This window comes from Mesorhizobium sp. M0626, assembly GCF_040320665.1.
Lineage (GTDB): Bacteria > Pseudomonadota > Alphaproteobacteria > Rhizobiales > Rhizobiaceae > Mesorhizobium.
On sequence record NZ_JAMYQD010000003.1, the window covers coordinates 1 to 19,209 of the forward strand.

Sequence of the window (19,209 nt, forward strand, 5' to 3'; positions counted from 1 at the left end):
CCACCACCAGCCCCTCCCGCGGGGCCGGGGCCGCCCCCCCCCCCCCACGGATGGTGTCAGTCGTAAAGTCGAGAGATCAGCCGCGGAAGAGCGACAGGATCGACTGCGAGTTGCCGTTGGCGATCGACAGCGCCTGGATGCCGAGCTGCTGCTGGACCTGGAGGGCCTGCAGACGGGTCGATTCCTTGTTCATGTCTGCGTCGACCAGAGCGCCGACGCCCTTGTCGATCGAGTCCGACAGGTTCGACAGGAAGCTCTTCTGGGTGTCGATGCGCGACTTGGCAGCGCCGAGCGAGGCAGCGCCGGTGGACAGCTTGGCAAGCGCCGTTTCAACAGTGCCGAGCGCGGTGTCGATGGCGGCGGGGGTAACCGCCGTGGTGCTGGGGTCGAAGAAGGCCGCGGCGAGCAGGCCACCGACGATGCCGCCCGTGCCGGCGACATCGAGAACCTGCGTATCGGCAGCCTTGACGTCGATGGTGTCGATGGTGACGGTCGCGCCGGTACGGTTGTAAGCCGCAACGATCTTCAGGTCGGACGCGGCGGCAGCGTCGTTCTGCAGCAGGTTCGAGCCGGCGAAGTTGGCGTTGGCGACCGAGGACTTGATCTGCGCCTGGATGGCGTTGATTTCGGTCGCGATCTTCTGCTGGTCTTCCTTCGAGGCGCTACGGGCAGTGACCAGCTTGGTCTTGATCAGGTCGACCTGGTCCTTGACGTCGTTGATGGCGGTGTAGGCGGTGTCAACCTTGCCGGCGCCGAGGCCGAGGGCGTCCTGCACGGCCGAGTTGGCCTTGTTGTCGGACTTCATCGAGGTCGCGATCGACCAGTAAGCGGCGTTGTCGGAAGCGGTGGCAACGCGGTAGCCGGTCGAGATGCGGGCCTGCGTCTGCTCGAGGGATTTGTTGGTGTTGTTCAGGCTCTGCAGCGCGGTCAGCGCCGAGGCGTTCGTCATGATACTGGACATGGCTACTCGTACCTTGATTTTTACAGGGTGTTTTTGACATACCGGCTTTTCCGGTATGACGGAGCGGCATCATGCCAATGATCGTGAGACCCGATCACCCGCCATCTGCGAGCAATATGCGGGCAAGTCCCTACCAAAGGGCTAAACGGGACGGTTAACCGGAAATATATTGCATAAAACTTTAGCAAGGCGCCAACGGCGCGCGGACGGTCAGGTGAAGGAGCGCACCAGGCTGCCGACAAGCAGGTTCCAGCCGTCGATGAGGACGAAGAACAGGATCTTGAAGGGCAGCGAAACGACGGTCGGCGGCAGCATCATCATGCCCATGGCCATGGTGATGGTGGCGACGATCAGGTCGATGACGAGGAACGGCAGCACGATCAGGAAGCCGATCTCGAAGCCGCGGCGGATTTCGGAGATCATGAAGGCCGGCACCAGGATGCGCAGGTCGACGGTGTCCCTGGCAACGACCTGGCCGCGTTCGCGGGCGAGATCGGCGAACAGGTCGAAGTCCTTGTCGCGGACATTGTGCAGCATGAAGGTGCGGAACGGGTCCGAAATCTTTTCGAACGCCTCGGTCTGGCTGATCTGGTTGTCCATCAGCGGCTTGACGCCGGTGTTCCAGGCCTGGTCGAAGGTCGGCGCCATGACGTAGAAGGTCATGAACAGCGACAGCGAGATCAGGATCAGATTGGCCGGCGTCGACTGCAGGCCGATGCCGGCGCGCAGGATCGAGAAGGCGATGACGAAGCGGGTGAAGCTCGTCACCATGATCAACAGGCCCGGCGCCACCGACAGCACGGTGATCAGACCGAACATCTGGATGATATAGCCGACGGTGGCGCCGTCGGCCTTGCCGATGCCGCCGAGATCGAGCTGCTGGGCGGCGGCGACAGAGGTGGCGGCGACGACGATCGCGGCGGCGAGGACGAGTTTTCTCATTCGAGCAGCAATGTCCTGATCAGAACCTGTTTGGCATGGCCACCGCTGCGGATTGCGGCGCGCTCCTCGAGGTCGGCTTTCAAATGCTGGTAGCCGCTGGCGCCTTCGATCTGATGCATCTTCAGGGTGCGGACCATGGCAAGCAGGTCCTGGTGAATGCTTTCGGTAAGTTCCGGCGGCTGCGGCGCATCGTAGACCACCGACGCTTCCAGCCTTATCCAGGTGTCAGCAGGCGAAGCCAGATTGGTGGTGATCGGCGCCAGCTGGACAAGCGTCGGCCCGGTGCCGGGAGCATGTTCGGCCGCCTTGCTCGGTTGCTCGGCATTGGACTGGTTCTCCGGTGCGGCGGGCACAGGCACCGGTCCCCCGACGCCCTTCAGATAGCCGCCGGACATCCAGCCCATGCCGATCGCGGCGCCCGTCACCGCCAGCAGCATCGCAAGCTGGATGACAAGCGACGGGCCCTTTTTTTGCTGAACCTGTTCGACATTTGCCACGGCGCCGTTCTCCAGTCCTAAAAGGGGAGGACTTGGTCGAGGATCTGCTGACCGTAAGCGGGCTGCTGGATTTCGCTGACGCGGCCGCGGCCGCCATAGGAGATGCGCGCCTCGGCGATGCGTTCATAAGAGATGGTGTTTTCAGCGCCGATATCGGATGGACGCACCATGCCGGCGATGGTCAGCACTCTGAGCTCGTAATTGACGCGCACCTCCTGTGAGCCCCGGATCATCAGATTGCCGTTGGGCAGGACTTCGGTGACGACGGCGGCGACGTTGAGCTCGAGGTTCTCCGAGCGCTTGATTTCGCCGTCCGCATTGGTTTCGGTGGTGGAGCTCAGCCCCGCGTCGCCCTTGCCGCTGGTGGTGGCACCTTCCCATCCGAGGTTGACGTCATAGCCGAGCTTGCGCCCGGCGGTGCGGCTGCGGTCGTTCTGGTTCTTGAAGTTGGCCTTGTCGTTGAGCTTGATCCTGACGGTGAGGATGTCGCCGTCGCGCAGCGCGCGTGGGTCGGTGAACAACCGGCTCTGGCGATCATCCCACAGCGAGAATTTCTTCACTGGCGCGGGTGGCGTTTCGGGATAGGAGTAGGGCGCATTGACGCTGCCGGTAATGCCGGTGCCAACCGGCGACAGCGCCGGCTCCCTGCCGATCTCCCTGGGGTCGGAGGCGCAGCCGGCAAGTGAAGCGGTGGCGACCAGGGCGAGTATATGCGACTTCATGACGGGTCTACCCTTCGCGCCGCGCTGGCCATAATGCCGGTGAGCGTGGCTGCCGCCTTCTGGTCCATTTCGTTGAGAATGACGCCGGCCTTGCGCGAATCGAGTTTCATCAGGATGGCGGCGGCGAGATCGGTGTTGACCATGGCCAGGCGCTCGGCCGCGGCATCCGGTTTCATGCCGGCATAGATCTTGACGACGCCATCCTCGGCGCGGGCCAGGAAAACTTCACGCCGCTTCAGCCATTGCTCGTATTCGGCGCGCTTGTCGTCCAGCGCCTTCATGCGCTGGTCGATGCCAGCCTGCAACTGCTTCAACTCGTCGGCCTGCAGCGCGTAACGGCGGTCGCGGGCGGCGTCGGCGATGTTGGAGCAGAAGCGCTGGATCTCGCTTTCATCGGGCACCTTCTCGCGGACCAGCTGCTGCACTGCCGCCGGCTGTTGCCCGCCAGGAAGAACCTGCCGCACCGCTTCTTCCGCGCGAACAGTGCCGCCGGCAAGGACGGTGGCGGCGATGACGCAAGCCGCCAAGGCTGCGCTTCGGCGGTGCTGCTTTTGGGAAAAGAAATCGATCATCGGTATGGCCTATTGGAGAACCAGATCGGCCTGCAAAGCGCCGGCCGACTTGATGCCTTGCAAAATGGCAATGATGCCGTCCGGCTTGACGCCGAGACGGTTGAGGCCCGACACCAGCGTTTCGAGGTTCGGTCCGTCGAGCACATTGACGCGGGCGTCAGGCCGCGTGGCATCGATGGTGGTGAAGGGTTCCTCCGCTGTCACGCCCTTGGAGAACGGTTCCGGCTGGACGATCTTCGGCTGTTCGGTGATGCGCACGGTGAGCGTGCCGTGGCTGATCGCCACCCGCGAGATCTTGACCTCGTTGCCGATGACGATGGTGCCGGTGCGTTCGTCGATGACGACGCGTGCCGGCGTGTCGGTCTCGACCACCAAATTCTCGATCTCGGCGTAGAAGCGCGCCGCCGAAATATTCTTCGGCCGCCTGATCTGCACGGTACGTGCATCGCGCTCCGCCGCCACGCGCATGCCGAAGCGTTGCGAGGTGTAGCCGTTGATGGCGTCGGCGATGCGAACGGCAGTGGAGAAATCGGGGTTGCGCAATTGCAAGGTGAGCAGCGCCTGGTCCTCGAATTCGGCGCGCACCGTGCGCTCGACGATGGCGCCGTTGGGCACGCGGCCGGCCGTCGGCACGCCCTGCGTCAGCTTTTCGGCATCGCCTTGGGCAGTGAAGCCGGAAACGATGACCGAGCCTTGCCCGACAGCATAGATCTCGCCATCGGCCGCCTTCAGTGGCGTCATTATCAGCGTGCCGCCGGCAAGCGATGTGGCGTCGCCCATGGAGGAGACGTCGATGTCGATGCGGGCGCCCGACTGCACGTAAGGCGGCATGTTGGCGGTGACGATGACGGCGGCGACGTTCTTGGCCCGCGCGCTGCCACCTTCGGTGGCGATGCCGAGATTTTCGAGCATGGCGCGGATCGACTGTTCGGTGAAGGGCGAATTGCGCAGGCTGTCGCCCGATCCGGCGAGGCCGATGACGAGGCCGTAGCCGACGAGCTGGTTGTCGCGCGAAGCCTGCAGCTGCGCAATGTCCTTGATGCGCGATGCGACCTGGCCGGGTGGCAGAGAGCTTGGGCCGTTGGAGACCCTGAACATGCGGTTGGTGGTGGCCGGATCGTATTCGGGATCGACAAAGGCGCCGCCATTCTGGCCGGCAAGATCGCGCTTTTGCTTCGGCGTAAGACCGTCGGCCAGCGCCGGCTGCAGGCCGACAACGGCCGCGAGCAGAAGGGCAGCTCCGCGTCTCATGACGCGCTGACCCGGATGGTGCCGTCAGCCATCACCGTGCCGGAAAAGATCTTGCCGCTGTCTGTGTTGCGGACCTTTATCAAATCGCCGGCGGCACCCGGCTGCAGCGACACCGCCGTGGCCGAAATGGTGAGGTCGCCGGCGATGAAATAGACCTGCACGTCGGCGCCCTGTTCGACCAGCCAGGCGTCGCGGATGGCGGCGACCGGGATATAGCGGCCGGGCAGCAGCGTGCGCTTGGCGACCTTGCCCTGGAGTTCCATGGCCCGCGTGGCGACCGCATCTGGCCTGTGCTTGCCGGGGAGCAGCGTCACCGGTTTCAGCACGCCGGTGTCGATCATCTCGCCGGGATAAATGACCCGGTTGGGGATCAGAACGATCTCGCCGGTTGCCTGACTGCTCGCGACCTGAGTGGTGGTCTGCTGGTCTGCGCTCTCCTGGGCAAACGCCGGCACACCGCCGGCCACCAGCGCCAGGATCAGCGCGGTGCGGCAAAGCGCGGAGCGGAAGGCCGGAGAGACCATCAAATCTTACCTGATGTTCTTGGACACGACGGAGGCCATGTCGTCGGCGGCCTGGATGACCTTGGAGTTCATCTCATAGGCGCGCTGCGCCGAGATCAGCTCGGTGATTTCCTTGACCGGATCGACGTTGGAGGCCTCGAGATAACCCTGCTCGACCGAGGCGAAGCCGGGATCGCCGGGCACGCCGACATTGGCCGGGCCGGAGGCCGGCGTCTCCTGGAACAGATTGTCGCCGAGCGGCGCGAGGCCTGCTTCATTGGCGAAGTTGGCGAGCTGCAGCTGGCCCAGCAGCTGGAGGTCGGTCTGGCCGTCGATGCGGGCAAAGACCTGGCCGGTCTTGTTGACGACAACTTCGATGGCATCGGTCGGCACGGTGATGGCCGGGATGACATTGGCGCCGTCGACGGTCACCAGCTGGCCGGTGGCGTTGGTGTTGAAGGCGCCGGCGCGGCTGTAGAGCGTGCCGCCGTCGCCGCCCTCGATCTGGAACCAGCCGCGGCCCGTCAGCGCCATGTCGAAACTGTTGCCGGTCGAGGTCAGTTCGCCCTGCGTATGGACGTTGCGCACCGCCGTCGTCTTGACGCCGAGGCCGATCGACACGCCTTCCGGCACAAGCGATGAATTGGAGCGGTTGGGCACGCCCTGCGTGCGGTCGACCTGGTAGAGCAGGTCGGAGAATTCGGCGCGCGCGCGCTTGTAGCCGGTGGTGTTGATGTTGGCGATGTTGTTGGCGATGACTTCCAGATTTGTCTGCTGGGCATTCATGCCGGTCGCTGCGATGGCGAGTGCTTTCACGGCAAGTTCTCCTCAGATGCCCATACGGCTGATTTCGAGATAGGCGGAGACGACCTTGTCGCGAATGGCGATCGTGGTCTGCAGGGCCTGCTGGGCGCTCATGACGGCGTCGACGACCTGGCGGGTGTCGGCGTCGCCCCTCAGCGCCTGGATCGACACCTGCTCGGCATTCTGCAAGGTGTTGACGGTCTTTGAAGCAGCCTGGCTCAGCGCTTCGGCGAAGGTGGTGCCGATTTCGCTGCCGGCCATCGGCGCCCTGGTGCCCTGGAACAGGTCGGTCGTGGTATCGGCGCCGCCGATCTCCGGCTTGAGGGGAAGCGATCCGATACCGCCAATGCCGCTGATCATTACTGGTTCCTCATCAGGTCGATGGTCATGGAGATCAGATCACGCGCCTGCTTGATGACCTGAAGGTTGGCTTCGTAGGAGCGGTTGGCTTCGCTCATGTCGGCCATCTCGACCAGCACGTTGACATTGGGCATCTTGACGTAGCCCTTGTCGTCGGCGGCCTCGTTGCCGGGCTGGAATTCGACGGGAAAGTCGCTGGGGTCGCGGTCGATGGAGTTGACCTCAACCGTCGTGCCACCCGAGGCACGATCGAGTTCCGAGACGAAACTGATGGTCTTGCGGCGATAGGGGTCGGCGCCCGGGGTGTTGCCGGTCGACTGCGCGTTGGCAAGGTTTTCCGAAACGACGCGCAAACGGTCAGACTGGGCGCTGAGGCCGGACGCGGCGATCTTGAGGGCTGAGGTCAAAGCGTCCATGGTCAGCTCTTCACCGCCATCATCATCATCGAATGGAAGGCCTTGACGATCGCGGTGTTGAGTTCAAACGAGCGGCGGACCTCGCCGGCCTTCATCAGTTCGTTCTCGACCACGACCGTGTTCTTCGAGGGCATGATGGCGCCGGTCGTCTCTTCTGGCTTGACCGTGAAGCCGGCATTGGTGGCGGCAGTGCCGAGGTGGCCTGCCTGGGTGGCGGTCAGCGACACTGCCGTGCGGTCGAGCACCTTCTCAAACGGCTCGACATCGCCGGCGGTGTAGCCCGGCGTGTTGACGTTGGCGATGTTGCCGGCAATGGCCGACTGGCGCACCGACAGCCATTGCGACTGCTTGGCGGCGAGATCGAAAAGATTGACGGGCTCCATGGGGATCTCCGGGCTGGTACGTACAAGACTAGGCTGCCAGTCTTGCGCGGACCTTGCGCGGCTCGGGGGTAAATCCGGTGTGCCGCTATTTGGAGAGTTCGATCACCTGGTCGGTGCTGGTGACCATGACCCACTTGCCGCCCCGTTGCTCGATCGACGAGACGACGCTGGTATCGGGCAGCTTCGAGCCGCGCTGGACGATCCACAGGCCGGCATCGTCCTCGATCATGGCGCGGCCATTGGCGACATGAACCATGCGAAATTTGGCGCCCGCCGGGAAGGGCTGCTCGTCGACGCCGGGAGGCTGGGTCTTGTCCTCGGGGTCCTGCAGCGTGCCGGTGGCGAACAGGTCGACATCGGGAACATCGTTTGCCGTCAGCGGCTGACCGCTGTTCTCCATCTGCGAGCCGCCGCTGACCCGCCCTGCATTGGTGCCGCTGCCGCCGAACTTGATCGCCTGCACGCCGAACTGGTCCTGATTGAAGAAGATATACCAGGGAAACAGCGCGCAGATCAGGCCAAGCGTGATGCCGAGCGCGGCAAAGACGATATCGCTGCGGCGGTCGGATTTCTTGTCGAGCCTGGGATATTGCGGCCTTGGCGGCTGCGGCCATTCGGTGACCGGGAACAGCCCGTCGAGAAGCGAGTCACGACTGGTCTCGATCGCTTCTTTGGGGCCGGCGCGAGGGGTCCTTGGCAATTCAGGCTTGACGACGCTGGGCAAGGCAGGCTCGGCCAAGCGAGGCACAGTGGACTCGACTACGCTGGCTACCCTGGGCAAGAATGGCCTGGCGGCCCTGGCCAGAATGGCCTCAGCCTTGGCGGCCTTGTCGAGATCGGCCTTTGCCCTGACAGCTCTCGCTTCGTTGGCCCGGGCTTCCTCGGCGGCACTGGCCTCTGCGATCATCTCGCGCAAAAGCCGCTCGGTGTACTGAAGCTCAGTCTCCTGCATCGACACTTTGCTTGCCTTTCAGATGACGGGCGAGGTCGGAGAATGCGTCGCTCGAGGCGCGATCCCTGGGCGACTGCGTCAGCGCCTCGTAGATCAGCGGCACCTGGCGCACGGCAATATCGAGCTCGGCATCGGCGCCGCCCTGATAGGCACCGAGCAGGCGGATGTCGCGGGTGTCCTCGAAGCGCGAGATCATCGATTTCAGCCTGGTCACCAGCATGCGTTGCTCGGGGCTCCATGCCTTGTCGGCGAGGCGCGAGATCGACGACAGCGGATTGACCGGGGGGTAGCGGCCCTGTTCGGCAATGGCGCGGTCGAGCACGACATGGCCGTCGAGGATGCCGCGTACCGAATCGGCGACCGGGTCGTTGTGGTCATCGCCGTCGACCAGCACCGAGATGATGGCAGTGATCGATCCCTGTCCTTTGATACCGGGGCCTTCAGCGCCAGGTCCGGCGCGTTCGAGCAGCTTCGGCAGGTCGGTGAAAACCGAAGCGGGATAGCCCCGGGCGACCGGCGGCTCGCCGGTGCCGGTCGCCACCTCGCGCAGCGCATGGGCAAAGCGGGTAATCGAATCCAGCACCAGCAGCACGCGATGGCCCTGGTCGCGAAAATGTTCGGCAACGCGCATGGCGGTATCCGGCGCGCGCCGGCGCATCATGGCGCTCTCGTCGCTGGTGGCGACGACGGCGACCGTCTTGGCCATGCTCTCTGCGCCGATCGTGTCTTCGAGGAATTCGCGTACCTCGCGGCCGCGCTCGCCGATCAGCGCCACGACCACGGTGTCGAAGGCGTCGGCGCCGGCCAGCATGGCGAGCAGCGTCGACTTGCCGACGCCGGAACCGGCAAAAATGCCGAGGCGCTGGCCGAGGCAGAGCGGCGTGAAGATGTCGATGACCTTGACCCCGGTCGTGAAGGCGGTGCCGACGCGCTGCCGCGCCATGGCGCCGGGCGTGGTGCCGTCGCCGCTCGCAGCCTCGCCGATCCTGATCAGCGGCGGGCCGCCATCGATGACGCGGGTCAGCGCGTCGATGGCGCGCCCGCGCCACGAGGCAAGCGGCGTTACCGTCAGCGGGCCGCGGCGAAACACGGCGTCGCCGATGCCGGCGTCGGCGCTGCGTTCGAAGGGGGCGATGACGACTTCGTCGCGGCCGATCCTGACGATCTCGCCGCGGCGCGTGCCGGCATTGCCGCGCTGTTCGACGAGGTCGCCAAGCCTGGCGACTTCAGACAGGCCGCGCACCTTGTAATGCGTTGGCGAAACCTCCGAAACACGGCCGCCGCGCCGCAGCAACGTCTCGGTGTCATCGAAGCGGCGCCAGATCCGCTCCAGCGCAGCCAGCCGGTTTTCCGGTGCTGTCTCCGGTTGCCGTTCAAGCGCGCGTATCGATGATTTGCTGCTCGACATGCTGCTACGACTTGGAGCCGAGCGTCTTGATGGCGTCGTCGGTCGAGGCATCTGTCTGGCGCATCAGCGCCGCCGTGTTCTCGAAGGCGCGCTGGACCATGATCAGGCGCGTCATCTCCAGCACCGGATTGACGTTGGATTCCTCGACATAGCCCTGCGCGACGCCGAGATCGGAACGGTCGGTGACCGGCTCCGGCGCACGCGCGGGCACGATGCCAGAATTGCCGTAGCGGACGAAATTCGGGCCGGGATCGAAATTGAACAGGCCGATGGCGCCGACGAGCTTGTCGCCCTGGCGCAGCGAGCCGTCGGCGCCCGCCTTGGGTGGGCCGTCGCGCGGGTCGAGCTGGATCGGCGCACCGCCGGCGTCGAGCACCGGATGGCCTTCGAGCGACATCAACTCGCCGTTCTCGTTCATCGAAAAACGTCCGTCGCGCGTCATCACGGTGCCGGCCGGGGTGTCGATGCCGAACCAGGCATCGCCCTGGACGGCGAAGTCGAACGGGTTGCCGGTCTGCGTCATCGCGCCATGCGCGCCGGACAAATAGGTCTTGCCGGAGGAGGCGAAGGACACCGATTTGGGGCCGCTGCCGGAGACGACATCCTCGAACTTCACGCCGGTGGCGCGAAAGCCGATGGTCGAGGCGTTGGCGACATTATCGGCGATGGTGTCGAGACGGCGCTCAAGCGCGATCTGCGAGGAAAGGGCGACGTAAAGGCTGTCCTGCATGGTGTTCTCAGAATCTCAGTTTCTGCATGGCCATCATCAGATCGGTCGAGATCCCGACGGTGGTCGGCTGCGCAAACAGCACACCGATCGATGTCTGGGCGGTCGAGGTCGGATGATTGATTTCCCAAAGGCTGGTGAAGCGGGTGAGGAATTTCTCGAGCTTGGCCGGGTCGGTGAAATCGGTGAGGTCGAGCTTTGCCTCGAAGGCCTGCGCCTGCTTGTCGATATCTGCGGCAGCGAAGGAATCGGGCAGGCCGATGGCGGTGCGTACCACGCTGGCCAGGGCCGTGTCGGCCAGCACGTCGTACCAGTTGGTGATGGTCGAGGCCTTGCGCTCGAAATAGAGCGCCAACCGCACGCCCTCATTGGTCTTGCCGGCGTCTTCTTCCAGGGTCTGGCGCATGTATTTGTCGACCACCGGCTGCTGCGACGGGCTGCGGGTCGTTGCCGCTTCGCCGTAGGCCTCGAAATTCAACGAGGTGGCGAGCCTGGCATAGGCCTTGTTGGAGAGCTTGTTGGCGACACTGGCGGGATCGCGGACACCGCCCTCAAGGACATCACGGACGAGATCCTTGTTGGTGGTCGCCGGATCGAGCCCGCTTGCGGACAGAGCATAGTTATAAAGGCGGCTGTCGGCCATCAGGTCGTCGACCGATTTCACCTTGGTGATGTTGGCGAGGTAGTAGCTGGTCTCGGCCTGGACGGCGTCCGCATTCGGCTTGATGAGGCCAAGACTGGACTCGGTCGTGTAGAGCTTCGGCGTGGTCTTCAGCACGGCGTCGCGGGTGGTCGTCTGATCACCATACTGGGCGAAATTGAAGGCCGTGACGAAGTTGGCGTAGCTTTTGTCGGTCAACAAATTGGCGGGGCTCAACGGATCGGCAACGCCGCCGGTAAGCATGGTGCGGATCTGCTTCGTCGTCTGGGTCGATGCATCAAGCCCATAGGCAGCCATGGCGAAGGTCAGCAGGCGCTTGTCCTTCAGCAGGTCTTCGATGGACTTCACCTTGGAGATGTTGGCTGCGTAGTAGTCGGCCTCGCCCTTGATGTATTGCGCGGTCGGCTTGACGAGCAGCAGCCCGGTTCCGCCGATCACAGCTTTTGGGACCGCCTGCTGGACGGCGTCGCCCGCCGTAGCCTGGTCGCCATATTGGGCAAAATCGAAAGCCGCGACGAAAGCCGCATAGCCCTTGTTTGTCGACGTGTTTGCGGGGCTGTTCGGGTCGGTGACGCCGCCTTCCAGCATGGCCCGCACGGTCGCAGCCGGCTCGGCGTCGGCGTCCAGGCCGAACGCGGCCATCGCATAGGTGAGCAGGCGATCGTTGCCCATCAGGTCGTCGATCGATTTTACGTTGGAAATGTTGCTCAGGTAGTACGAGGTTTCGCCCTTGTAGTAGGTGAAGCCGTTCTGCGAAGGGCCGACCGAGACCTGGAGGCCGTAATTGTTGGTCACGCCCTGCTGCGCCGAATTGTAGCTCGTGGCATTAGGGCCCAGGGCGGCGAAATTGAAGGCCGACACGAACTCGGCATAACGCTTGTCGCTCAGTTTGTTGGCGAAGCTGTCGGAATCCGACACCCCTTCCTTCAGGGCTTTGACCATGAAGGCCTTGGCGTAAGCCATGTCGCCGAGACCGAAGGCCTTCATGGCATATTTGAACAGCCGGTCGTTCTTTACGAAATCGTCTATCGATTTCACGCTGCCGATGTTGGCGAGATAGTAGTCGGTGTCGCGCTTGGTGATCGGCTCCGCCTCGATGCGGTCGATCGCCTTGGGGATGTCCCTGGCGATGAGCTGGTAGCTGGTAAAAGTGCTCAACACGACATGCCTCCGGTCGCAACTTCAAAAGCAAGAGTATGCGGACTTGCTTGCGCGAGGCTGAATCGCCTCACCTTGCATGATTCAAGCCTCACACAAGGCACGGGGGCTATCGGTTAGGCCTGACGTGATGCGGAAGGATCTGGCGTGGGCATTCTGATCGGACTTGTGGTGACGCTCGGCTGTGTTCTCGGCGGCTTCATGGCGATGGGCGGCCATCTGCATGTGCTGATGCAGCCTTGGGAAGCGGTGGTCATCTGTGGCGCCGCACTTGGAACCTTTCTCGTCGCCAACCCGATGAAGACGGTCAAGGACACCGGCAGGGGTATCCTCGAAGCGTTCAAGCAGGCGGTGCCGAAGGAGCGCGACTATCTGGAGACGCTGGGCGTGCTGCACAGCCTGATGCGTGAACTGCGCTCGAAGTCGCGCAGCGAGGTCGAGGCACATATCGACAATCCGGAGGAATCGGCGATCTTCCAGGCATTCCCGACCGTGCTCAAGAATCACGACCTGACGAATTTCATCTGCGACTACTGCCGCATCATCATCATCGGCAATGCCCGCTCGCATGAGATCGAGGCGCTGATGGACGAGGAAATCCAGACCATCAAGTCCGACAAGATGAAGGCTTACCATGCGCTGGTGGCCGTGGGCGATGGTCTGCCGGCGCTCGGCATCGTCGCCGCCGTGCTCGGCGTGGTCAAGGCGATGGGCGCGCTCGACCAGTCGCCCGAAATCCTCGGCGGCCTGATCGGCGCCGCCCTTGTCGGAACCTTCCTCGGCATCTTCCTGTCCTATGCGGTGGTCGGGCCGGTCGCCACCAAGATCAAGACGGTGCGCGAGAAGAAGAACCGCCTCTATATCATCGTCAAGCAGACGCTGCTTGCCTACATGAACGGCGCCCTGCCGCAGGTGGCCATCGAGTTCGGTCGCAAGACCATCTCGTCCTATGAGCGGCCGACGATCGATGCCGTCGAGCAAAGCACGATGAACACAGCTTCCGCCGAGAAGAAAGCGGCTTGAGCCATGCATGACGACAGACAGGACCGCACGCCGTCATGACAAGTCCTGGCAGCCCCTCGCAAGCCCGCTCGCTGATCATCGAGCGTCTGGTCGGTGACAGCGGTGAGGCCGCTCACGTCATCGGCACCGGGCGCTCGATGGGGGAGCGCGCACTGCCGCTGCTGCAGAAGAGCCTGGCCGGCGAGCTCGGTGCACCGGTCACCGTCGAGCTGCGCACGGTCGAGATCAGCCGTGTTCCCGATGCCCGCACGAATGCCGGCGATGCCTTTGCCATGGCCATCATAGCATCGCCGACGTCTTCGGATGCGATGACGCTGGTGGCTGATGCGCCGGCCATCGCCGTGATGGTGTGCGCGCTGTTCGGCGGCGATCCGGATCAGCCGGTTTCGCCGATCGAGCGCGCTCTGTCGCAGATCGAGACCGATGTCGCGACCACGGTCTTCCAGGAAGTTGCGCAGGCGTTGAACGGATCGGGCCGGCGCTCGCTCGAGCTGCGGCTGCCGGTGCCGCGGGCGCTTTCGGGCAGCGAAGCCAAGCGCCGCGTGCTGCGCGATGGCGCGGCGGTGCGCATCGTCTTCGGCATCTCGACGCCGACCGACAGCGGAACGGTCACGGTGATGATCCCGCAGCGCATCCTGCTGGCCACACGCGGTATCGCCGATGTCCACGACAGCGAAGGCACGACCTCCGACTGGCGGGCACGTTTTTCCGAAGAAGTGATGCGCTCGACGGTGACGCTCGAAGCGACCATGCCGCTGGCCCGCCTGACGCTCGGCGACCTCGCCGGCTTCGAGCCGGGCCAGATCATCGAGCTCGAGGAGACGGCGCAGTCCCAAGCCAAGCTGAGCGCGCGCGACAAGACGCTGTTTGTCTGCGAGTTCGGTAAACTCGGGCAGAACTACACCGTCCGGATCAGGCATCCTTACGATGCCGGTCAGGATTTTATCGATGGGCTCATGCCGGGCTGACGCCGGGCAAGCCCAAGCATCTGGAGACGAGTGATGGCCAAGACCAAGGTGGAAGCCAATATCGACCAGCCGGACGAACAGCTCGACCGCGCCATCGAGGAATTGCGCGGTGTCCTCCAGGAGGAGGAAAAGCGCCCCGACGCCGCCTTGCGGGCTGCCACGTCCGGCGCCAATTCGAACATCATCATGAGCATCCCCGTCGATGTGCAGATCATCCTCGGCAGCACGGAAATGTCGGTGTCGGACCTGATGGCGCTGCAGAAGGGCTCGACGGTGGCGCTCAACCGGCGCATCGGCGAACCGGTCGATGTCGTGGTCAACGGCCGCAAGATCGCGCGCGGCGAAATCACCGTGCTGGAAAGCGATCCGTCGCGCTTTGGCATCAGGTTGACCGAAATCATCGCTGCGACCAAGGGCGCTTGAGCAATGAATGACATGCGGTCTCAGCAGGAGCGGATGCCATGACGACGCCGGTGACGCTCACGCGCCCGCAAAAGGCCGCCGCCATCCTGGTGGCGATGGGCAAACCTTCGGCCAGCCGGCTGCTGAAATTCTTCAAGCAGGAAGAACTGAAGGCACTGATCGAAGGGGCGCGGCTGCTGCGGACCATTCCGCAAAGCGATCTTGAACGCATCGTCGCCGAATTCGAGGCCGAGTTCACCGAAGGTGCGGGCCTGCTCGATTCCGCCGACCGGATGGACACGATCCTCAATGAATCGCTGTCGCCCGAAGAGATGAGCGCCATCATGGGCGACAAGCGCTTCGAGGTTGCGCCGGAAGGGCCACCGCCGATCTGGCCGGAGCTGGAAAAGCTCGAACCGACGCGTCTGGGCGCGTTCCTTGCCACCGAGCATCCACAGACCGCGGCCATGGTGCTGTCGAAGCTTGCGCCGCAGGCCGCCGCCAACATTTTGCTGACCATGGAAAAGCCGATGCGCAGCGAGATCATCAAGCGCATGGTGACGATGGCGACCATTCCGGACGCGGCGACCAGGATCATCGAGAACCAGCTGCGCGCCAGCGTGCTGGCGCAGACAGCGACCAAGGATATCTCGGCCGGACAGGCGCGCGTCGCCAGTGTGCTCAACGAAATGGACAAGCCGCAGCTGGAAGAGGTCATGCAGGATCTGGAAGAGGCCGGCACGCCGGACCTCGGCGGTGTCCGCTCCAGGTTGTTTGCCTTCGACGATCTGCCGCTTTTGACGCAGAAGGCGCGGGTGCTTCTGTTCGACGGGCTGTCGACCGAACTGATTACGCTGGCGCTGCGCGGTGCACCACCCGCATTGACGGAGTCGGTGCTGTCGGCGATCGGCGCACGGTCGCGGCGCATGATCGAGTCCGAGCTCGGACAGGGCTCGGAAGGCATTCAGCTTGCCGACATCATGACGGCGCGCAAGAACATCGCGGTGGCGACAATCCGGCTTTCGCGCGAGGGGGCTTTCGAACTGCCCTCATCGCAGCAGAGCGAAGCGGCTTAACGCCGAGCGCTGAATGGCTGAAGCGGCGGACAAAGACTCCAAAACCGAAGACGCGACCGAAAAGAAGATCCGCGACACCGTCGAACAGGGCAAGCTGCCCCATTCGCGAGAGGCCGCACTTCTGGCGTCCTTCATCGCCATACTGCTGTTCACCGTCTTCTACGCCAAGGACGCGGTCGTTGATCTCGGCATGTTCCTGTCGATGTTCCTGGAAAAGCCCGAGGCGTGGCCGATGGACACCGAGACCGACGTCATCGCGCTCTACAAGACCGTGATGATGGAAATAGGCAACGCCGTCGTCAGCCTGCTGGTGCTGTTGGTGGTGGCCGGCATCGGCGCCTCGGTGCTGCAGAACATGCCGCAAGTCGTCGGCGAGCGGATCCGGCCGCAACTGTCGCGCATCTCGATAGCTAAGGGCTGGACCAGGATGTTCGGTATTCAGGGCTGGGTGGAATTCCTGAAATCGCTGGGCAAGCTCGGCTTCGCCAGTATCGTGCTCTACTTCACGCTGTCGCAGGACTACCGCCAGCTCCTGGCCGGCATGATCACCAACCCCGTCGCTTTCGGCCTCGTCATCAAAAGCATCACCGTCGACATATTGGTGGCGATCGTCTTCGTCATGGGGCTGATCGCGGCGGTCGACGTCGTCTGGTCGCGCTTCCATTGGAAGCAGGATCTGCGGATGACCAAGCAGGAGGTCAAGGACGAGTTCAAACAGTCCGAGGGCGACCCGATCATCAAGTCGCGGCTGCGCTCGCTGGCGCGTGACAGGGCGCGCAAGCGGATGATGACGGCGGTGCCGCGCGCGACGCTGATCATCGCCAATCCGACGCACTTTTCCATCGCGCTCAGATATGTCCGCGACGAGGATTCAGCGCCCCTGGTGCTGGCCAAGGGCCAGGACCTTGTGGCGCTCAAGATTCGCGAGATTGCCAAGGAGCACAACATCCCGATCTTCGAGGACGTGGCGCTCGCCCGCTCCATGTACAAGCAAGTTTCGGTTGATAGCGTGATCCCGTCGCAATTCTACCAGGCCGTCGCCGAACTGGTGCGGATCGTCTACTCCAAAAAGGCTGAGCGGAGACAAATTTCATGAACCGCCAACCGCACGCAAAATCCCGCGAACTCATCGTTGCCAAGGCCATCGAGCAGGTGGTCGACGAGTTGCGGCTGATCGACGTCGCCGACTACATCGCCTTCATCCGGCTCGAGCATTTCGCTTGCCTGTCGGATCTGGTGGATTCGGCTGTGGAGCTTTTTTTCCTGCCAGGCACGCTCAGGCTCGGCCATGGCGGAGAGGCACATGTCGACTGGAGCGGCAGCCCGCGCATCGTGCTCGATCTCGAGCTTCGGCCGCCGGGCGTCACCGTCTATTTCCAGCTGACGCTGAGCCAGGAGAGGTCTTCGGTCGCGGTCAACTATGTGTCGTTCGAAAAGCCCGGGGAGGACCCCGAGCACAACACCGCTTTGCTGGAGACGGTGATCGAAGAGGCGCGAATCCGCAGGACCGAGCCGCTCGCCTATCGCTGATTTTCTTTCGCAAGCCGAATCGCTGGACGCTGACTACTCGATCAGCCCCAGCCGCAGCGCCTTGGCCACCGCCTGGTTGCGGTTGACCGCGTTGAGCTTCTGCGTCGACTGGGTGAGATACTGGTTGGCGGTGTGGACCGACAGCTTCAGCAGCCTGGCGATCTCTTCGCTGGTGTTGCCGTTGGCGGTCAGCTTCAGGCACTCCAGTTCACGCTTGGAGATCGACCGCATCCGGCCGGCATCGTTCGGACGAATTCGGGCGACGGCGGCGAACAGCGAAAAACAGCGGGCGTGGATTTCGTAGAGCGTGTCCTCCGGCAAAGCGATCGTCGAGCCGAGGAACACCACCAGCCCGCAATGGCCGCGATCGGCATGGACGGGAAAGGCAATGCCGTTGGTGCCCGGCGCCAGCGGCGCCGTCCGCTCCGCCCAGGCGAGGTTCTTGAAGACGGCGTCCGAGCCGGCGATGCCGTCATCGGCCCACCAGCGCGGCGCTGTCGAGGCGCCGCTGTGGCGCACCATCTCCTCGCCATTGGCGCCGGCGATGAACTTGGTTGTCACCGCAGTGGCTGGATAGTCGGAATCGAAGCTCGGCACCAGGCGCGCCCGTTCCGGCGAGGGGCTGACGAAATAGAGGCCAAACGCCGACGCGTTGATGTCGACGGCGATCCAGCGGCAGCGGCGCACCGCGTCCGGGATGGTAACGGCATGGTGCGTCTCGGAACCGATGGAGAAGGCGCCGAACGGATTGCGCTGCTCGTTGAAAAGGGCTTCGGCCGCCGCCTTGATGTCAGCGTGTTTCAAATGATGCCGCTCCTGATCGCCGTGGCGATGGCCATCGCGCGGTTCGAGGCCGCGAATTTCTGGATGGCGTGGGTGATGTAGCTGTTGACGGTGTTGGACGAGACCCCGAGGATCACCGCGACCTCATCGGTGGTCTTGCCTTCAGACACCCAGAACAGGCATTCGCGCTCACGGTCGGACAGCGGGTCCTGCATGGCGGCGGCGGCGATCAATTGCGGGATAGCGGACAGCGCGTAGCAGCACTTCAACTGAGCCTTCATCAGCGCCGGCTGGTCGATACTGCCGGCCTCGGCCGCCGAGAAAAGCGCAAACAGCCGCTGGCGACCGACATTGAGCCGCAGTGAATAGACTTCGGCATGGCCAAGCACGTCGAGCAGGCGCGCCTCTTCGCCGGTGAGCAGTCCGCCGGCGTCGGGCGCCGCGGCGGCGACCAGTGGCCTCGGGCGGATGCCAGGTGCAACGGTCAGCGGTCCCTGGGCAAGGCCGGCGATCAGCCGCTTGCCGATCAGTTCAATGGCGTCGAAGATCCAGTTGGATGAGACGATGCGGGCGTCGTTGCGATCTTGGTCGTGGACGATGGCGACGAGCATGTAGCTGTCGGCGCCGATCTCGGCGGCAAGCTGCATGAAAAAGGAGGTGAGATCGCCGCGCGATTCAAGGCGCGAGCCTAACGTATCGGATTGGAGAAGCGCGGCGGAACTGCTCATTGGATGCTTTGGTTGTATGTCATGGCCGGAGTCTTTTCTTGAGCCCGGACGCTGGGGTTGGCAGCGGCCGAACTTGAAGACGCATCACGTTTACGAAGCACTCACACGGCGCGGCGGTCGCGCTGATCGCCGAATCCATTCAGGGAACGCGAAGCCGTCCGCGTCTGGTGCCGGTCATTGGCCGGAACTTGAGACTTTGGGTGGTCGCCGCGCCCCCCAAGGACCGGCTGATTCGGGTCTAATCTACCCGCAGATGAATCCGACATCAAACGCGATTTGACAAAATCAATATTATTGGACTCAAGCGACTCAGGGGCGGCTTTCGCGGCCTTTTCCGCCGCAAAAGGCCTGAAACGCCGACACGAAAAAGCCAGAGGGTGTT

23 protein-coding genes are annotated in these 19,209 nt (G+C 63.7%); 6 read left to right on the top strand and 17 right to left on the bottom strand.

What is annotated here, in order from left to right; genetic code table 11:
* Positions 1–76: 76 nt before the first annotated feature.
* From NKI37_RS03805 to NKI37_RS03875, 15 genes are all read right to left on the bottom strand, one after another.
* Positions 77–961, bottom strand: a complete 885-nt coding sequence (locus NKI37_RS03805; protein WP_023683303.1) for a flagellin N-terminal helical domain-containing protein — start codon at positions 959–961, stop codon at positions 77–79.
* A gap of 210 nt (positions 962–1,171) precedes the next feature.
* A complete protein-coding gene (gene fliP / locus NKI37_RS03810) occupies positions 1,172–1,903 on the bottom strand; it encodes a flagellar type III secretion system pore protein FliP (RefSeq protein ID WP_023686348.1) in 732 nt (243 codons plus the stop codon).
* On the bottom strand, positions 1,900–2,400 hold the full coding sequence (locus tag NKI37_RS03815) for a flagellar basal body-associated FliL family protein (protein ID WP_023673655.1): 501 nt from the start codon (positions 2,398–2,400) through the stop codon (positions 1,900–1,902). Before NKI37_RS03815 ends, fliP begins: the two co-directional genes overlap by 4 nt.
* Before the next feature lie 17 nt (positions 2,401–2,417).
* Positions 2,418–3,122, bottom strand: a complete 705-nt coding sequence (gene flgH / locus NKI37_RS03820; protein WP_023673654.1) for a flagellar basal body L-ring protein FlgH — start codon at positions 3,120–3,122, stop codon at positions 2,418–2,420.
* Complete coding sequence (locus NKI37_RS03825; protein ID WP_023710974.1) at positions 3,119–3,694, bottom strand: MotE family protein; 576 nt, start codon at positions 3,692–3,694, stop codon at positions 3,119–3,121. The genes flgH and NKI37_RS03825 overlap by 4 nt, the downstream gene beginning before the upstream one ends.
* 9 nt (positions 3,695–3,703) lie before the next feature.
* Entirely contained in the window at positions 3,704–4,945 is a 1,242-nt protein-coding gene (locus NKI37_RS03830; protein WP_352673412.1) for a flagellar basal body P-ring protein FlgI, read from the bottom strand.
* A complete protein-coding gene (gene flgA / locus NKI37_RS03835) occupies positions 4,942–5,469 on the bottom strand; it encodes a flagellar basal body P-ring formation chaperone FlgA (RefSeq protein WP_023714018.1) in 528 nt (175 codons plus the stop codon). The genes NKI37_RS03830 and flgA overlap by 4 nt, the downstream gene beginning before the upstream one ends.
* Positions 5,470–5,475: 6 nt before the next feature.
* A complete protein-coding gene (flgG, locus tag NKI37_RS03840; RefSeq protein ID WP_023673650.1) occupies positions 5,476–6,264 on the bottom strand; it encodes a flagellar basal-body rod protein FlgG in 789 nt (262 codons plus the stop codon).
* Positions 6,265–6,276: 12 nt separating this feature from the next.
* Positions 6,277–6,612: a flagellar hook-basal body complex protein FliE gene (gene fliE, locus NKI37_RS03845; RefSeq protein WP_023673649.1), complete on the bottom strand. Its 336-nt coding sequence runs from the start codon at positions 6,610–6,612 to the stop codon at positions 6,277–6,279.
* Positions 6,612–7,028, bottom strand: a complete 417-nt coding sequence (gene flgC / locus NKI37_RS03850) for a flagellar basal body rod protein FlgC (protein WP_023686341.1) — start codon at positions 7,026–7,028, stop codon at positions 6,612–6,614. The genes fliE and flgC overlap by 1 nt, the downstream gene beginning before the upstream one ends.
* 2 nt (positions 7,029–7,030) lie before the next feature.
* A complete protein-coding gene (gene flgB / locus NKI37_RS03855; protein ID WP_023683310.1) occupies positions 7,031–7,411 on the bottom strand; it encodes a flagellar basal body rod protein FlgB in 381 nt (126 codons plus the stop codon).
* Positions 7,412–7,496: 85 nt separating this feature from the next.
* Entirely contained in the window at positions 7,497–8,363 is an 867-nt protein-coding gene (locus NKI37_RS03860; protein ID WP_031195436.1) for a hypothetical protein, read from the bottom strand.
* Complete coding sequence (fliI, locus tag NKI37_RS03865) at positions 8,350–9,771, bottom strand: flagellar protein export ATPase FliI (RefSeq protein ID WP_023751306.1); 1,422 nt, start codon at positions 9,769–9,771, stop codon at positions 8,350–8,352. The genes NKI37_RS03860 and fliI overlap by 14 nt, the downstream gene beginning before the upstream one ends.
* Before the next feature lie 4 nt (positions 9,772–9,775).
* Positions 9,776–10,501, bottom strand: coding sequence for a flagellar basal-body rod protein FlgF (gene flgF / locus NKI37_RS03870; RefSeq protein ID WP_023671749.1), 726 nt, complete (start codon positions 10,499–10,501; stop codon positions 9,776–9,778).
* Positions 10,502–10,508: 7 nt separating this feature from the next.
* The gene (locus NKI37_RS03875; RefSeq protein ID WP_352758654.1) at positions 10,509–12,320 is read right to left on the bottom strand and encodes a DUF1217 domain-containing protein; all 1,812 of its coding nucleotides are present in this window, start codon (positions 12,318–12,320) and stop codon (positions 10,509–10,511) included.
* A gap of 144 nt (positions 12,321–12,464) precedes the next feature.
* Here NKI37_RS03875 and motA point away from each other — a divergent pair, with 144 nt between their 5' ends.
* The 6 genes from motA to NKI37_RS03905 are packed head-to-tail and all read left to right on the top strand — an operon-like array spanning position 12,465 to position 17,316.
* Complete coding sequence (gene motA / locus NKI37_RS03880; RefSeq protein WP_023671751.1) at positions 12,465–13,340, top strand: flagellar motor stator protein MotA; 876 nt, start codon at positions 12,465–12,467, stop codon at positions 13,338–13,340.
* Positions 13,341–13,375: 35 nt separating this feature from the next.
* On the top strand, positions 13,376–14,308 hold the full coding sequence (locus NKI37_RS03885) for a FliM/FliN family flagellar motor switch protein (protein WP_352789584.1): 933 nt from the start codon (positions 13,376–13,378) through the stop codon (positions 14,306–14,308).
* Between the two features lie 33 nt (positions 14,309–14,341).
* A complete protein-coding gene (gene fliN, locus NKI37_RS03890; RefSeq protein WP_023714014.1) occupies positions 14,342–14,731 on the top strand; it encodes a flagellar motor switch protein FliN in 390 nt (129 codons plus the stop codon).
* Positions 14,732–14,769: 38 nt separating this feature from the next.
* Complete coding sequence (locus tag NKI37_RS03895) at positions 14,770–15,786, top strand: flagellar motor switch protein FliG (RefSeq protein WP_352789582.1); 1,017 nt, start codon at positions 14,770–14,772, stop codon at positions 15,784–15,786.
* Positions 15,787–15,799: 13 nt separating this feature from the next.
* Positions 15,800–16,882, top strand: a complete 1,083-nt coding sequence (gene flhB, locus NKI37_RS03900) for a flagellar biosynthesis protein FlhB (protein WP_352789579.1) — start codon at positions 15,800–15,802, stop codon at positions 16,880–16,882.
* Positions 16,879–17,316 carry a BspJ family T4SS effector nucleomodulin gene (locus NKI37_RS03905; RefSeq protein WP_023820681.1) on the top strand — a complete coding sequence of 146 codons (438 nt, stop codon included), beginning with the start codon at positions 16,879–16,881 and terminating at the stop codon, positions 17,314–17,316. Before flhB ends, NKI37_RS03905 begins: the two co-directional genes overlap by 4 nt.
* Positions 17,317–17,349: 33 nt before the next feature.
* Here the strand turns inward: NKI37_RS03905 and NKI37_RS03910 are convergent, their stop codons facing one another.
* Together NKI37_RS03910 and NKI37_RS03915 are read right to left on the bottom strand one after the other, a co-directional pair.
* Positions 17,350–18,120, bottom strand: coding sequence for a helix-turn-helix transcriptional regulator (locus NKI37_RS03910; RefSeq protein WP_023733429.1), 771 nt, complete (start codon positions 18,118–18,120; stop codon positions 17,350–17,352).
* Entirely contained in the window at positions 18,117–18,827 is a 711-nt protein-coding gene (locus NKI37_RS03915) for a helix-turn-helix transcriptional regulator (protein ID WP_023671758.1), read from the bottom strand. The genes NKI37_RS03910 and NKI37_RS03915 overlap by 4 nt, the downstream gene beginning before the upstream one ends.
* Positions 18,828–19,209: the final 382 nt, after the last annotated feature.